The organism is Acinetobacter sp. ANC 3903, from assembly GCF_002135315.1.
Taxonomy (GTDB): Bacteria; Pseudomonadota; Gammaproteobacteria; order Pseudomonadales; family Moraxellaceae; genus Acinetobacter.
The window spans coordinates 86,859-99,993 of the sequence record NZ_NEGA01000010.1 but is presented as its reverse complement, the minus strand read 5'-3'; the positions used below and the strand labels follow the sequence as shown (position 1 = coordinate 99,993).

Annotated in this window: 17 protein-coding genes; 11 read left to right on the top strand and 6 right to left on the bottom strand. The window is 39.5% G+C overall.

The genetic code is table 11. From position 1 onward, the window contains the following. The first annotated feature begins 10 nt into the window (after positions 1–10). Both B9T29_RS09715 and B9T29_RS09710 read left to right on the top strand, forming a co-directional pair. On the top strand, positions 11–622 hold the full coding sequence (locus B9T29_RS09715; RefSeq protein WP_171264023.1) for a histidine phosphatase family protein: 612 nt from the start codon (positions 11–13) through the stop codon (positions 620–622). Between the two features lies 1 nt (position 623). Beyond that, positions 624–1,379, top strand: a complete 756-nt coding sequence (locus B9T29_RS09710; RefSeq protein WP_086175729.1) for an adenosylcobinamide-GDP ribazoletransferase — start codon at positions 624–626, stop codon at positions 1,377–1,379. Between the two features lie 49 nt (positions 1,380–1,428). On the opposite strand, the gene B9T29_RS09705 is transcribed toward B9T29_RS09710, so the two are convergent. Further along, positions 1,429–2,121 (bottom strand): LrgB family protein, encoded by a 693-nt coding sequence (locus B9T29_RS09705; RefSeq protein WP_086175728.1) that lies wholly within the window; start codon positions 2,119–2,121, stop codon positions 1,429–1,431. A 1-nt stretch (position 2,122) separates the two neighbouring features. Further along, positions 2,123–2,548 (bottom strand): CidA/LrgA family protein, encoded by a 426-nt coding sequence (locus B9T29_RS09700; RefSeq protein ID WP_416202485.1) that lies wholly within the window; start codon positions 2,546–2,548, stop codon positions 2,123–2,125. A 99-nt stretch (positions 2,549–2,647) separates the two neighbouring features. On the opposite strand from B9T29_RS09700, the gene B9T29_RS09695 reads away from it, so the two are divergent. Together B9T29_RS09695 and B9T29_RS09690 are read left to right on the top strand one after the other, a co-directional pair. Continuing rightward, on the top strand, positions 2,648–3,547 hold the full coding sequence (locus B9T29_RS09695; RefSeq protein ID WP_086175726.1) for a LysR family transcriptional regulator: 900 nt from the start codon (positions 2,648–2,650) through the stop codon (positions 3,545–3,547). 243 nt (positions 3,548–3,790) lie between these two features. Then, entirely contained in the window at positions 3,791–4,273 is a 483-nt protein-coding gene (locus B9T29_RS09690; protein WP_086175725.1) for a winged helix-turn-helix transcriptional regulator, read from the top strand. A 15-nt stretch (positions 4,274–4,288) separates the two neighbouring features. Here the strand turns inward: B9T29_RS09690 and B9T29_RS09685 are convergent, their stop codons facing one another. Genes B9T29_RS09685 through tusD form a run of 4 tightly spaced genes read right to left on the bottom strand, consistent with a single transcriptional unit; the run spans position 4,289 to position 5,681 of the window. Continuing rightward, positions 4,289–4,600, bottom strand: coding sequence for a TusE/DsrC/DsvC family sulfur relay protein (locus tag B9T29_RS09685; RefSeq protein WP_086175724.1), 312 nt, complete (start codon positions 4,598–4,600; stop codon positions 4,289–4,291). A gap of 13 nt (positions 4,601–4,613) precedes the next feature. Next, a complete protein-coding gene (locus tag B9T29_RS09680) occupies positions 4,614–4,898 on the bottom strand; it encodes a DsrH/TusB family sulfur metabolism protein (protein ID WP_086175723.1) in 285 nt (94 codons plus the stop codon). Between the two features lie 20 nt (positions 4,899–4,918). Then, the gene (locus B9T29_RS09675; protein WP_086175722.1) at positions 4,919–5,269 is read right to left on the bottom strand and encodes a hypothetical protein; all 351 of its coding nucleotides are present in this window, start codon (positions 5,267–5,269) and stop codon (positions 4,919–4,921) included. A 43-nt stretch (positions 5,270–5,312) separates the two neighbouring features. Continuing rightward, the gene (gene tusD / locus B9T29_RS09670; protein ID WP_086175721.1) at positions 5,313–5,681 is read right to left on the bottom strand and encodes a sulfurtransferase complex subunit TusD; all 369 of its coding nucleotides are present in this window, start codon (positions 5,679–5,681) and stop codon (positions 5,313–5,315) included. Between the two features lie 71 nt (positions 5,682–5,752). On the opposite strand from tusD, the gene B9T29_RS09665 reads away from it, so the two are divergent. The 7 genes from B9T29_RS09665 to B9T29_RS09630 all read left to right on the top strand — a co-directional run bounded on the left by B9T29_RS09665 (position 5,753) and on the right by B9T29_RS09630 (position 13,038). Then, positions 5,753–6,760, top strand: a complete 1,008-nt coding sequence (locus B9T29_RS09665) for an SDR family NAD(P)-dependent oxidoreductase (protein ID WP_086175720.1) — start codon at positions 5,753–5,755, stop codon at positions 6,758–6,760. 113 nt (positions 6,761–6,873) lie between these two features. Beyond that, on the top strand, positions 6,874–8,268 hold the full coding sequence (gene fumC / locus B9T29_RS09660; RefSeq protein WP_086175763.1) for a class II fumarate hydratase: 1,395 nt from the start codon (positions 6,874–6,876) through the stop codon (positions 8,266–8,268). A 199-nt stretch (positions 8,269–8,467) separates the two neighbouring features. After that, complete coding sequence (locus B9T29_RS09655; protein WP_086175719.1) at positions 8,468–8,668, top strand: hypothetical protein; 201 nt, start codon at positions 8,468–8,470, stop codon at positions 8,666–8,668. A 156-nt stretch (positions 8,669–8,824) separates the two neighbouring features. Further along, positions 8,825–8,965, top strand: a complete 141-nt coding sequence (locus tag B9T29_RS16290; protein ID WP_171264022.1) for a hypothetical protein — start codon at positions 8,825–8,827, stop codon at positions 8,963–8,965. Between the two features lie 1,297 nt (positions 8,966–10,262). Continuing rightward, positions 10,263–11,402 (top strand): sensor domain-containing diguanylate cyclase, encoded by a 1,140-nt coding sequence (locus B9T29_RS09640; RefSeq protein WP_228146590.1) that lies wholly within the window; start codon positions 10,263–10,265, stop codon positions 11,400–11,402. A 260-nt stretch (positions 11,403–11,662) separates the two neighbouring features. Next, a complete protein-coding gene (locus tag B9T29_RS09635; RefSeq protein WP_086175716.1) occupies positions 11,663–12,154 on the top strand; it encodes a hypothetical protein in 492 nt (163 codons plus the stop codon). 281 nt (positions 12,155–12,435) lie between these two features. Then, positions 12,436–13,038 carry a nitroreductase family protein gene (locus B9T29_RS09630; protein WP_086175715.1) on the top strand — a complete coding sequence of 201 codons (603 nt, stop codon included), beginning with the start codon at positions 12,436–12,438 and terminating at the stop codon, positions 13,036–13,038. Positions 13,039–13,135: the final 97 nt, after the last annotated feature.

Sequence of the window (13,135 nt, the reverse complement as noted above, 5' to 3'; positions counted from 1 at the left end):
CATTGAGGATATGAACATGTATCGCATTGATCTGCTCCGTCATGGTGAAACCAGTTTAAGTCATACTTTGCGAGGTTCCACAGATGATGCATTGACCGAATCCGGCTGGCAACAAATGCATCAGACAGTAGAACAAGCGTTACAGCAAGATCCTAACACCTTGGTTTGGGATGCCATAATCAGTTCACCTTTGCAACGCTGTCGTGTATTTGCAGATGAATTGGCACTCAAACTGAAACTTGAAGTGGTCCTGGATACCAATTTGCAGGAAATGCATTTTGGTGACTGGGAAGCACTTACCACCCAAAGCATTTATGCAACCCAACCGGAATTACTGGCGCAATTCTGGGAGAAACCCTCCCAGTTTAGCCCGCCCAATGCTGAAACCCTGCAGCAGTTTCATGTGCGAATTAATCAGGCTATACAGCAAATTCAGACTTATATGCAGCATAAGCAATTTGAACATGTGCTGGTGGTCACCCATGGCGGCGTGATTAAACTGTTAAAATGTCTGGCAATGAATCAGCCGCTGGATAATATTCTGAAAATGTCGGCAGAGCTGGGGCAACTGAACCACTTTGTTTTGCATGACAATTTAATGCTTCAATATCTGGAGCAATAACATGACCCCATTTTTGATCGCACTACAGTTTTTAACCACTTTCCCCATACAACTCAAAGCGATGCCGACGAAACAGCAAAACGGGCAATCCTTGCTGTTTTACCCAATCGTGGGTTTGATGATCGGATTGATCCTGTTTGGACTCGCACTGAGCTTGCAGGCAATTCCAGTCATATTATTAAGCAGTTTGCTGCTGGTGGTCTGGATTTGGCTAACAGGTGGTTTGCATCTGGATGGTCTGGCTGATACTGCTGATGCCTGGGTGGGCGGCTTTGGTGATCCTGAACGTACCTTAGCCATCATGAAAGACCCGAGTTGTGGCCCGATTGGTGTACTCAGCCTACTAATAGTGTGCTTATTAAAATGGTCAGCCATTTATGTGCTGTTAGAACAGCAACTTTATTCAGCCCTAATTTTATTTCCGCTACTCGGGCGTTTGGTGCCACTGATTTTGTTTTTAAGCACGCGCTATGTCCGTACCCAAGGTTTGGGATCTTCAATGGCAGAATTTATTCCAAAAACTGCTGCAATTTTTGTGATTAGCTTGTGTTTAATGGCATCCGCATATTGGGGCTGGTCCGGTATTTTAAGCAGCGTCTGTTTTATAGCGACAGTGCTTTATTTAAGATTCAAATTTATGCAGCGCATTGGGGGTATTACTGGAGATACCGTAGGGGCAGGAATTGAAATTACAGAGGCGATTAGTCTTTTGAGTTTTGTTATAGCTAGCTTTTATCTACCTCTCACTTGGTTCTAAAGTAGGAAATGATCATGCTGATCACTTCCACCTTAATTGTACTTTTTATTTATAAATAAGTGACAACAATCGAAATAATCGTAGGCCCAAACAACACCATAAATACCCCTGCAAGTACCATACTTAAACAGGCAACCACGCCTTCTTCTTTATGGCGCATGAAGGCCTTACTGGTACCAAAACCATGTGCCGAATTACCCAGAGCAGCACCTTGGGCAAAACGTGAATTGAGCTTTAAACTTAAGAGTACGAAATCGGCTAGTACGCCGCCAGCAATGCCTGTAATCATGGTAAATAAAATGACCAGTTCCACCGAACCGCCTATATGTGAAGTTAATTCCATCGCAAAGGGGGTCGAAATAGACCGTGCCATGAGACTATAAGATGTTTCCTGATCAAACTGAAACAGTTTAGCCAGGTAAAAAGCACTCATCACACCTGCCAGCATGCCAATCACAATACCTAAACCAATTGAAATGGCATGTTGTTTAATGACCTGACGATACTCAAAAATTGGAATGGCAAAGGCAACGGTTGCCGGACCCAGCATCCACACAATCCAATGACTTTCTTGCATATAAGTGTCATAGGAAATATGAAATACGACCATGAAAATGATCAACAAAAAAGGCACAAAAAGTGCCGGGGAAAGCAGTATATAAGGAAACTTGCGATAAAGCCTTTTCGTCAAGATGTATCCCACAATAGTAAGAACAAAACAAAGCATTGCAATCATGTTCATATTATTCCCCGTGTTTAAGCATGCTTGCTTCTTGGTTGTGCTGACGCTGCTTTAAACGTGATTCAATTTTAAAGCCAAGGTGTACGGAATATGCAGTAATAACCATCACGCACAGGGTTCCCAGGACAACAGCCAAAATCAGTTGCCAGCCTTGAGCGAGAAATAGGTTTTTATATTTGACCAGGCCGACTACGCAGGGAATAAATAATAAAACCAGTTCTGCCAAAATAAAGTCAGTACCAGTTTTGACCCATTGCAGTTTAAATAACCCTGTCAGCAATGCAGCCAGTAACAGCAATAGTCCGATCACACCCGCGGAAATTGGCAAATTGAAGGCATGCTGAATGACTGAGCCTAAAAACCAGATTGCGATTAAAATGCAGAGTTGCAGCACAATCAGCAAAAAGTGCGAATATCGTTGTGACATAGCCATCGTCTTAATAGGAGAATTTTCATATATTTTAAATTTGACTGACTTGGTCAATTATGAATAATAAGAAAAAGATTATGCTTATTTGGAATATTTGTGGATATTAAGGGCCTGAATATTTTTGTCAAACTTGTGCAATTGCAAAGCTTTACCCGTACAGCTGAACATCTTTGCGTGACCCAGCCAACCATCAGTAAAGCAATTCGGCAACTGGAAGAAGAAACCGGCGTAGCCTTATTTCACAAGGGGCAAGCTGGACGTAAACGTGAAGTTTTACTTACTTATATGGGCGAACAGATTTATCAACATGCTTTGGTGATTATAGAAGAACAGCAGCGTATTTTTGACTCCATTGAGCAAGTTCGGCATTTACGCAAGGGCAAGCTCATACTGGGCTTGCCGCCACTGGGGTCGGTGCTTTTAAGTAGCTTGATTGCCAAATTTCACAAACAATATCCGCATATAGAATTAAGGTTTCTGGAAGTTGGGGCATCTGGCATTGAAGAGGCGATTTTGGCCAAAAAAGTCGATGTCGGGATTTTACTGGGGCATTTAAAACCGCAATTCAGTGGAATTCCAATAATGGATTCACCATTATGCCTGCTTTCACGTAAAGCAAGCCATTGGAAAGACCGAAAAAAAATTCAGCTTATTGAATTAAAAGAAGAGTCGTTTTTGCTCTATGATGACACCTTCAGTTTAAACAATATGATTATTCAGGCCGCAAATTATGTCGGTTTTGAACCGCATGTGGTGTGTAAAAGCAGTCAATGGGACTTTATTGCCAAAATGGTTGAATCTGATGTCGGGATCGCCTTATTGCCAAAAATTTATTGTGAACAGCTCGATCAGGAAAAATATAACATCAGCCTACTGGAAAGTCCTAACCTGAACTGGACCTTAAGCATGGCCTGGAATACCACGGTTGCCATGAATCCTGCCACGCGGGCATGGTTAAAAATTATTGAAGAAAATCAGGATAAAATTCATTTTTAAAGCTTATTTGCTACTTTCTTTCAGTATGGGCTTTTTTTAGTTTGATGGGTACATTCTTATTATTTTAGGCGGAATGATTGTCCTGATTTAGGCTCAGGTATTTACCGAATTGCTAAAGTCGAGCAGCGGTATTGAGTCATGACGATAGATCATGATTCAGGCATAAGAGCAGCTATAAACTCCTTGCAAAAATTCATAAATCACTTCATTTTAGTATCAATTTAAGCGCGGTGACTCAAGAAAATGAAATGGGACGAAATTGGCGAACAACCCTGTTCAATTGCCAGAACCTTATCGGTGATTGGTGATCGCTGGACTGTGCTGATTTTGCGAAATGCTTTTTTAGGTATGCGCCGTTTTGAATCCTTTCAGCAAAATCTGGGTATTACCCGCCATGTGCTGTCTGACCGTTTAAAGCATTTGGTCGAGCATGGGATTTTAGTCAAAAAGCCCTATGTACAGCGGCAAGAGCGTTATGAATATTGCCTGACGGAAAAAGGGCTGGCACTTTATCCCATTTTAATGTCTATGGCACATTGGGCAGACCAATGGATGAATGAAGATCTTGGCCAGCCCATGCAATACACTCATCAAAGCTGTGGGCATAGCATGACGCCACGTCTGGTCTGTTCAGAATGTAATGAAACCATTCAGGCCAAGCACATTAAAGCTGAACTGACTCCGGATTATTTCAATTATCTGCAACAACGCAAGACCCAGCCCTAATCCAACTGCTGGGCATTAGAGGCAATTCGGTGGTTTGGGAATCCCTGCCAGACGGCTTAAATGACGTGCCACTAAACCGGTCTGAAATCTATCTTGTAATAGCGCATTATTGATGTCGGTACTGACTGTTTTCATCAGAAATTTAATCAGCGGACGGGTGGCCGGTGAATGTCCAAACTGCTGATAGAACTGGCGCACGGCATGCAAAACTTCAAAATGCCATGCTGTAAGTTCTAAACTTAAAGTGTTTGCTAATTCTTGTGCAACCTGTTCATTCCAAATGGTGTAATCGACTAAGTGACCATCTTGGTCAAGTTCTAAATTCATCATTAATCTCAAATTAGTTCAAACGGATACAACGGCTATAATTCAGGCAGAGATCTGCAAATTCGGCATAAGAAATAATCTGCATATGCTCTGATGTTTGGCCTGCCAGAATTTCCGCATCTGTATCCAGCACATAGATACGATCCAGCCGTTGCAAAAATGGCTGTTGAAACTGTAAGACCGATTCGCCCATCAGTACCACACTATCTTCAGGGCCGTAGACTTGTGCTAATTTTTCCAGAGCGGCGGGTGTCGCTGAAAAACTACTTTGTAGCAAATATAAACTTTTGTTCATCATTCTTGTTTCACTCGTCATCTTTACCAGTACAGCACAAAATCGAAACTTTGAATCAGCTCATGACTAAATTCAATAAATTCAATATCTTGTTGAGTTTGAGCAACGAAGATGGAGTTACGGTTTTTATTTTCCACCAGCACGGGACTTAAATCGTAAAATTCAAAGCTATCGACCATGTTCGAAGCGACTTTAAAGGCATGTTTAAGCTGATCAAATTGCACTTCTGAATGGAGTAAACTTAGCGCGGCATCTTGCAACAAAACTTTGACTTCACAGCCAAACGTTGCCAGTACCATAGTGGCAGACAAGCTTTCATGCACTTGTAAATTGGCAAGATTTGCTTGAGTTAGAATAACGAGTACAGATTTCACACAATTTACCTTTTAAAAGCAACAAATTTCCAAAAATAACATCTTAGAATTGAATCAGACGTTGTGTTGATTGTACTGCATCGGCAAGTTCACCCAGTCCAACCAGTTCAAAGCCTTGAGCAAGATTATGTTGGCTAATCTGATGTCGTTTAGCATTTTCCTGATCCGAAATACCCCGTGCCAAAGCAGCACTGACACATACCGGTAAGCGAATGGCCAGCTTCTGCCATTCTTCAGTTAAATTACGCTGGTCATCTGGAACCCATTGTAAGGCATTGGCAACAGCGACTCCGTCCTGATAGAAAAACACGCGAAATGGCTGCTTTTTTGCCTGTAAAGCCTGTGCCAGACCTAGCACGTGCCAGGCATAGATCGAGGTTGGAGCGGAGGTAATTAGTAATAAGGTGCTCATCGAAATTCACTTGAGGAATGCCCAATCCAATATTGATGCATCCAAACTTCATAAGAAAAGGGTAGTATACAATGATTTTAGTGACTGGTGGTTTAGGCTTTATAGGCTCACATATTGCGTTAAGCCTGATGGCTCATGGACAAGAAGTCATCATTGTCGACAATTTATCCAATGCAAATTTACAGACCTTAGAACGACTTGAATATATTTCGGGCAGCTATGTGCCCTTTGTAAAAATAGATATTCGCAATACGCCCGCATTAAACAAAGTTTTTGAACAATATTCTGTAGAAGTGGTTATTCATACTGCCGGTTTTAAATCGATAGAAGAATCGGCACTGAAACCGCTGGAATATTATAACGACAATGTCAGTTGTATCATGAGTCTGCTGCGTGCCATGCAGCGCACAGGGATCCGAACGCTGATTCATTTATCCAGCTTGGCAGTCTATGGGCAGTCGAGTCTGATCCTGACCGAGGATGTACCTTTTAACTATTCTTATCCGAACCCCTATGTAAAATCACAACAAATGGTGGAAGAAATTATCCGTGATACTGCTTTGACCGACAGTGAATGGAAAATTGCCATTTTAAGATTGTGCAATATTGCCGGTGCTTTTGAACACGCCGTGCTCGGAGAATTCGTTGCCCCTTTACCGAAAAATATTATTCCATTGGTCTTACAGGCAGCAGCCAGACAGCGTGAATATATTGAACTGCGTCAGCAGGCGCAGACCTTGGATCGTACTGTAGAACGTAGCTTCTTACACGTGTTGGACTGCTGCGATGCCATTATGGCAACCTTAAAGTGGCTCAGGATTCAGCCCTATACTTGTGATGCGTTTAATATAGCCGGGCAGAATATGTCCATTCGCGCTTTGCTGAGCGAAGTGGCTAAAGTTACCCAGACTGAAATTAAAACCATTGATGCCCCATTTTATAGTTATGCGGAAATGGATCAGGTCGGTGCAACTGCGGAAAAAGCCCATGAAATTTTACAATGGCAACCGAAACGCAGTATTACCCAGATTGTTGAAGATGGCTGGCGTTTTTATCAGCAAACATTAAAAGGACATTAATAAATCAAATGCAAACAATAATCATTTATATTAATAAAGTATTTGATTAAGATCATTGAATATGTCAAAACAGATGAATTGGCTAAAGCTATAAAATGGAAATGAGGTTGATGATGCAGACACGTATTGAACACGACACCATGGGCGATGTAGAGGTTCCCAGTGAAGCAATGTGGGGTGCGCAAACACAGCGTAGTTTGCAAAACTTTAAAATCGGACAGGAGCGTTTACCACGGCCAATGATTCGTGCCATGGGGCTGGTAAAAAAAGCAGCAGCCATCACCAATGCCGAGTTAGAACAAATTCCTCATGAATTGTCACATTATATTGTCGATGCTGCAGAAGAAGTCATTAGCGGGAAATGGGATAGCCAATTTCCGTTGGTGGTTTGGCAAACCGGTTCAGGCACGCAAAGCAATATGAACTGCAATGAAGTGATTGCCAATATTGCCAACCAGAAATTGGGCAATCCTTTAGGTGCACAAAAACCGGTGCATCCCAATGATCATGTCAATCGTGCGCAGTCGACCAATGACTCATTTCCAACCGCCATTCATGTTGCAGCAAGTTTGCAGATCAATGAACTGCTGATTCCTGCGGTCGCACGTCTACGCGATACATTAGAAGCGAAATCAAAAGAATTTTCAGATATTGTTAAAATTGGCCGTACCCACTTACAGGATGCCACACCTTTAACACTGGGTCAGGAATTTAGTGGCTATGTGTCACAACTTGAGCATGCTTTAAAGCGTTTGCATTATGCCTTATTGGGTTTATATGAATTGCCTTTAGGTGGTACAGCGGTCGGAACCGGGTTAAATGCACATCCTGAATATGCGGTTAAAGTAGCAGCACAGTTGGCTACATTAACCGGTTTACCTTTTGTGACTGCACCGAATAAGTTTGAAGCTTTAGCTGCGCGGGATGCTGCAGTATTTGCATCGGGTGCCTTAAAAACTTTAGCCAGCAGTTTAAATAAAATTGCCAATGACATTCGCTGGTTGGCCAGTGGTCCGCGTTGTGGCTTTGGCGAAATTCGCATTCCTGAAAATGAACCTGGCTCAAGCATTATGCCTGGCAAGGTCAATCCAACCCAAAGTGAAGCCATGACCATGGTGGTCGCACAAGTGCTGGGAAATGATACGACCATTAACGTGGCAGGGGCTTCGGGTAATTTTGAACTGAACGTATTTATGCCGGTGATAGCATTTAACTTATTGCAATCGATTCAGTTATTGGGTGATGCATGTAATAGCTTCAATGACCATTGTGCGGTGGGCATTGAGCCAAACCGGGAAAAAATTGATCACTTCCTGCATAACTCACTGATGTTAGTGACTGCCTTAAACCCGGTAATTGGTTATGAAAATGCAGCGAAGGTGGCAAAAACGGCTTATAAGGAAGGTAAAACCTTAAAACAGGTCGCTGTTGAACTGAATCTGGTGACTGCGGAACAGTTTGATGCCGTGGTGATTCCTGAAAATATGGTTTCACCTAATGTGAAATAAGCATCTAAGGACGGGAACAACTATCAATTGTTCATAAGTGGTTTTTTATCTGGGGCATATATGCGTACAAGATATGGAAAAATTAACTGCCGATGATTGATTATGCTTGATGTTTTAATTTAAAAGCTCGCCAAATGGTGGGCTTTTTTGATCTTTATGGTAAATTAATTGCACAATTAAAAGCCCATGGGGATTGTCTGTGAAAGAAGCACTAAAAGAATATCGCATTGAAAGAACCAAGCTTGAAGATGAAATACAAGAATTTCTTACCCAAAAATTCGCAGAATTTAAAGAAAAGACTGGGGCTGAAGTTATTCATTTAGACGTAAACATTGAAGTACTGGATGATCATGAAGCAGATGCTTTTATTGAAAGTGTGTTTGTTAGTACAGATTTATAGTGAATAGTCAGAAAGTAGAAGCTCATCGAAAGGTGGGCTTTATTTAATACACATAAATTTACCTACCATACAAAAAGCTATCGAACTGGGCTTGGAGTGCAATCGGTATAAGTGATAGTTATATATGCTTGGATTTCTGATTGGTTGAGGTGAAATATGAAATTATTAACTTTAATTGGTGCAGGTGTGGCAGCCGGATATTGTTATAAGAAAGTTAAAAATAGGAAGAAAAACACAAAATCCAATGACTTTCGAGAAATAGAGGAACAAACCAAGGCACAGAATATCACTGTTTAATTTATCAAAAGGTCTCACAACTTTGTGAGGCCTTTGTTAATTTTCCAGAGCCATGATTTTGATTACACAGCTAAATTTTTTGATTCGTAATACAACTTAAATCGATGACAAGAATGATAAATTTTTTGTCTAATTAGTAATCTATAGATTGAATAAAGCGTGTAGGTGATTTAAACGACCTATAAATAGAGTTTTATTTCATATAGGAAATGCATATGGTTTGGCTTGTTGCTAAATATGCTATAACTGCTGGGATGGTCATACTAATTTCAGAAGTTGCTAAACGTAGTGACCGTGTGGGGGATTGATTGCAGCCTTACCTATGGTAACGGTACTGGTGCTGATATGGATGAAAATTGAGAATCAAGATCCCCAGAAAATTTCCAATCATGCTTGGTATACTTTTTGGTATGTAGTCCCGACATGACCTATGTTTTTAGCATTTCCAATACTTTATCAGCATTATGGATTCTGGCTGTCTCTAGCCATGTGTTGCGTAATGACTATCCTTATTTTTCTTGCCTGGGCTGTCATTTTGCGCCATTTCGGTATTGATGTAATGTAAAGCATTAAAACGATTACTCACCTTGAATCAGAAGGAAGACTTGATAGGGAAATGCTAATTTCCTGTTGGAAAACCATGAAACATCCATTGGATCCCATACAAAATAACGAGGATTAAAATTACTGAAAAGATGATTTCTAATTTCTTCATTTTTAAGTATTTCTAAAATTAACTTAATATACCTTATACGAAATGAAAAATTATTTTGATATAAATCACTTTCTTAACCTTTATGTTAACTTCAATTACCTCTGATTGGATTTTTTATTTAAGAAAAGCATCGGTAGTTTTGGAGTGATAAGTTAAATATCGGTGTCCTAAGTAACTAGTAAACCAAATGCCAGGAATTAGAAGTAGACCCAAGCCAATCCATAAGGAAAGAGTAACTGGTCAAATAATTGATGAAGAGTTAGTACTGTTAGGTTTGGTAAATCATTTAGATGTTCACGAAAGTGATCAGGATTTACATCCTTTAAAGCCCTATAGAAAAACGGAAGAGTAAATAACCAGACCATACTGGTAGTCACAATTTTAATTATGATTACATATTTCATTATTGGACAGTTCTTAGCATTCCTACCCGGCAATCAGATAAAATGTGAATTAACGAACTTCTTCAGAGCAGGAATGATAAAAAATACAGCTTTTATTATTAAAAATAAATATTTATTGAATAATTTTAGCTAAACAATTTAGAATAAAAACTACACAGCTCTAGGTGTCATTCAGTCCGTGAACTTACCAGATACCCAGTATTTTTTGTTAGTTTACCCGATTTGCTTAATGCTCATTGGTGCCGTCTTTGTTGTTGCACATTTATGCTTTAAAGCTCCCCAATATTTATTGTGGATGGGGCTGAGTTGTATTTTGCCATCAGTAGCATTAGGTGCACAGACTCTGATGACCAATGTACAACTGAAACTGACTGCACCCTGGTTTGCACTTTTCTATTTAGGCGGGGCGTGGGCAGTCGCACATGGAATGCTATTAAAAGCCAATTCCAGGTTAAATATATTTGTAGCTTCTCTTTTTGTGATAGCGGCTATGGCTTCACTTTTATATTTCAAGTATATCGATGAGCAGTTATGGCCACGCATAGTCATAATTAATATTGTGATTTTATGTTTAGAGGCCTTAGCACTTCCGAAAGTGTATGTTTTATTGAAAAGAACAGAGGTCTTGGAAAAGCTTTTATGCTTTAGTTACTTTCTCTTAGTTGCTTATGCGGTTATCAGAACTTTAATAGTCATTGTATACCTTCAAAATGTGCAAATGGTCACCTTAGCCACAACAAAGTGGTGGATGATGATGATTGCAGTAAATATACTCCTCAGTCTGTGGTTTGCAATTGTCGTTTCAGCTGTAGCTGTAAAAGAAAGGTTTAGTATCATTAACGAAGAAAGGTTGAAAGATCCTTTAACGCAGCTGTATAACCGTAATGGTTTTCTAGAAAAAACAGAAGATTTGTTTAAAAAAATGCAGCATGGTGAAGTTTATCTTGTGATGTGTGATGTTGATCATTTCAAGATTATAAATGATACATGGGGACATACCGTAGGGGATAAAATCTTGTGCACAATTGCGGACATATGCAGATCCAACATTAGGGAAGGTGATGTTATCGGCAGATATGGCGGAGAAGAATTTATTATATTGCTGCAAAGTTCAGATGAAAAATCTTCATTAGCTTTAGTTGAGCGCTTACGCAAAAAAATTGAAGATCAACTTTTTATTAATAATATTAAAGCTACTGTAAGTTTTGGTGCAGCTCGAATAGATACAGAATCTCAGTTCATTAGTGCTTTAGAAATTGCAGATAAACGTTTATACAAAGCTAAAAATGCTGGCCGAAATAGGGTCTGCTTTAATTAAGCTTTTTAATTGTATGCCCAATATAGAAATAGAACCAAGTTTTGATTGTTTTGTCTTAAGCTTTGTTATTTATATGTCGAAATAAGAGTGTATGTCCCCAATTAGTGAGATTTATAAAGCTTAATTTAGCGTTGAATAAATTGGCATAATTGCTAAAATACGCAACACTTCAAAATACTGTTTTTCTAAAGTTTTGATAGAATTTTGATAGGCTATTTTTAAACTTATTGAATACAGTAACTTACATGCGGAAATTTTCAATGCTCAATATTTATTTAACAGATGTTCAGAAAAAGGTGCAATTCAAGGATTATCCGGGTGAGCATCCTGTTAAATTTATTTTGAATTTTAAGAAGATTTTCCCAAGTGTGATGGAGCTGCTACTTCCGGTACTTCCTAATGATGAAAATCTGGATGAAATGACTTGGGAATCAACCACTGAAGATTTTGAACTGTTCAAATTATTGGTGGGTGGCTGGGGGATTATTGAATTGCGTTTAAATGCAATTTCCCAATTTAAAAATAAAAATTATGCAGATCAATTGGTTAAAACTGCACAACAAAAGCGTAAAGCCTTTGCCAAAAATCATCCAAAATTGAAAACAGTTGAACTTGATTATCTATTTATGCATGAAGTTCATGCGTTGATTGATGCCGAGTTGGTCGAAATTGGTGAAAAATTCTATTTGCCAACTTTACGAGATCTCTGGAAGAATAAAGTGCCGCAAAATGTGTTGAATGCTAAATTCTAAACTTTGCTGAAATATAGTAAAAATCCTCCAAATATTGGGGGATTTTTTTATTAAGATAGAATATCTTAAAACTGCTTTGAGGGAACTAAACCTTTGCATATAAAAAATTAAAGATTTAATTATCAATAAAATATACTAGAAATTGTAATAGTTATTGCATATGGTAGGCTCACTGCAAGTATTTGTCTGCATTGTTGTAAAAGTTGATATTTCACATTTGCTTAACAGTGTGGGCAGCTTGTCTAAAATCTTCCCGAAGAAATATCAAAGGATTTCATCAAATGTCGAATCAGTTTTTAGATTTAATTAATAAACGCCGTACCATTTATGCCATAGGTAAAAATGTAGAGCAAAGTCCTGAATATTTAACTGATTTGATCAAGCATGCCATTAAGCAAAGTCCATCATCGTTTAACTCGCAATCTTCACGTGCAGTGATTTTGTTTAATGAGCAGCATGAGAAATTTTGGGGCTTTGTAAAAGAACAACTTAAGGCCTATGCAAAAGACGAAGAAAGCGCAGCAAAAACCACTGCCAAAATGGACAGCTTTGCTGCGGGCGTGGGTACGGTTTTATTCTTTGAAGATATGGATGTGATTCAAGGCTTGCAAGAGCAGTTCCCGTCATATGCCGATAACTTCCCGGTTTGGGCGGAACATTCTACCGCGATTGCTCAGTTTGCCACTTGGACGGCCTTACATACCGATGGCTTGGGTGCTTCACTTCAGCATTACAACCCAATTGTCGATGAACAGGTTCATGCAGAATGGGATATTCCTGCCAGCTGGAAACTTCGTGCCCAGCTCGTGTTTGGTTCGGTAGAAGGTGAAGCCAAAGACAAAGGCTATATGGATGATGCAGCCCGTTTTAAAGTGTTTAAATAATTTTTAGATCAGCATCCTTTCTTGCGCCGAGTCATCAAACCGTATTTTATGGCTGGCTCAAGGAGGGTGTGGTTTATTTTTTATAGCAGATAATTTT

Coding starts and splice junctions, on each gene's coding strand:
- B9T29_RS09715 (WP_171264023.1), top strand. CDS start 11: ATGAACATGTATCGCATTGATCTGCTCCGTCATGGTGAAACCAGTTTA.
- B9T29_RS09710 (WP_086175729.1), top strand. CDS start 624: ATGACCCCATTTTTGATCGCACTACAGTTTTTAACCACTTTCCCCATA.
- B9T29_RS09705 (WP_086175728.1), bottom strand. CDS start 2,121: ATGAACATGATTGCAATGCTTTGTTTTGTTCTTACTATTGTGGGATAC.
- B9T29_RS09700 (WP_416202485.1), bottom strand. CDS start 2,548: ATGTCACAACGATATTCGCACTTTTTGCTGATTGTGCTGCAACTCTGC.
- B9T29_RS09690 (WP_086175725.1), top strand. CDS start 3,791: ATGAAATGGGACGAAATTGGCGAACAACCCTGTTCAATTGCCAGAACC.
- B9T29_RS09685 (WP_086175724.1), bottom strand. CDS start 4,600: ATGAATTTAGAACTTGACCAAGATGGTCACTTAGTCGATTACACCATT.
- B9T29_RS09680 (WP_086175723.1), bottom strand. CDS start 4,898: ATGATGAACAAAAGTTTATATTTGCTACAAAGTAGTTTTTCAGCGACA.
- tusD (WP_086175721.1), bottom strand. CDS start 5,681: ATGAGCACCTTATTACTAATTACCTCCGCTCCAACCTCGATCTATGCC.
- B9T29_RS09665 (WP_086175720.1), top strand. CDS start 5,753: ATGATTTTAGTGACTGGTGGTTTAGGCTTTATAGGCTCACATATTGCG.
- fumC (WP_086175763.1), top strand. CDS start 6,874: ATGCAGACACGTATTGAACACGACACCATGGGCGATGTAGAGGTTCCC.
- B9T29_RS16290 (WP_171264022.1), top strand. CDS start 8,825: ATGAAATTATTAACTTTAATTGGTGCAGGTGTGGCAGCCGGATATTGT.
- B9T29_RS09635 (WP_086175716.1), top strand. CDS start 11,663: ATGCTCAATATTTATTTAACAGATGTTCAGAAAAAGGTGCAATTCAAG.
- B9T29_RS09630 (WP_086175715.1), top strand. CDS start 12,436: ATGTCGAATCAGTTTTTAGATTTAATTAATAAACGCCGTACCATTTAT.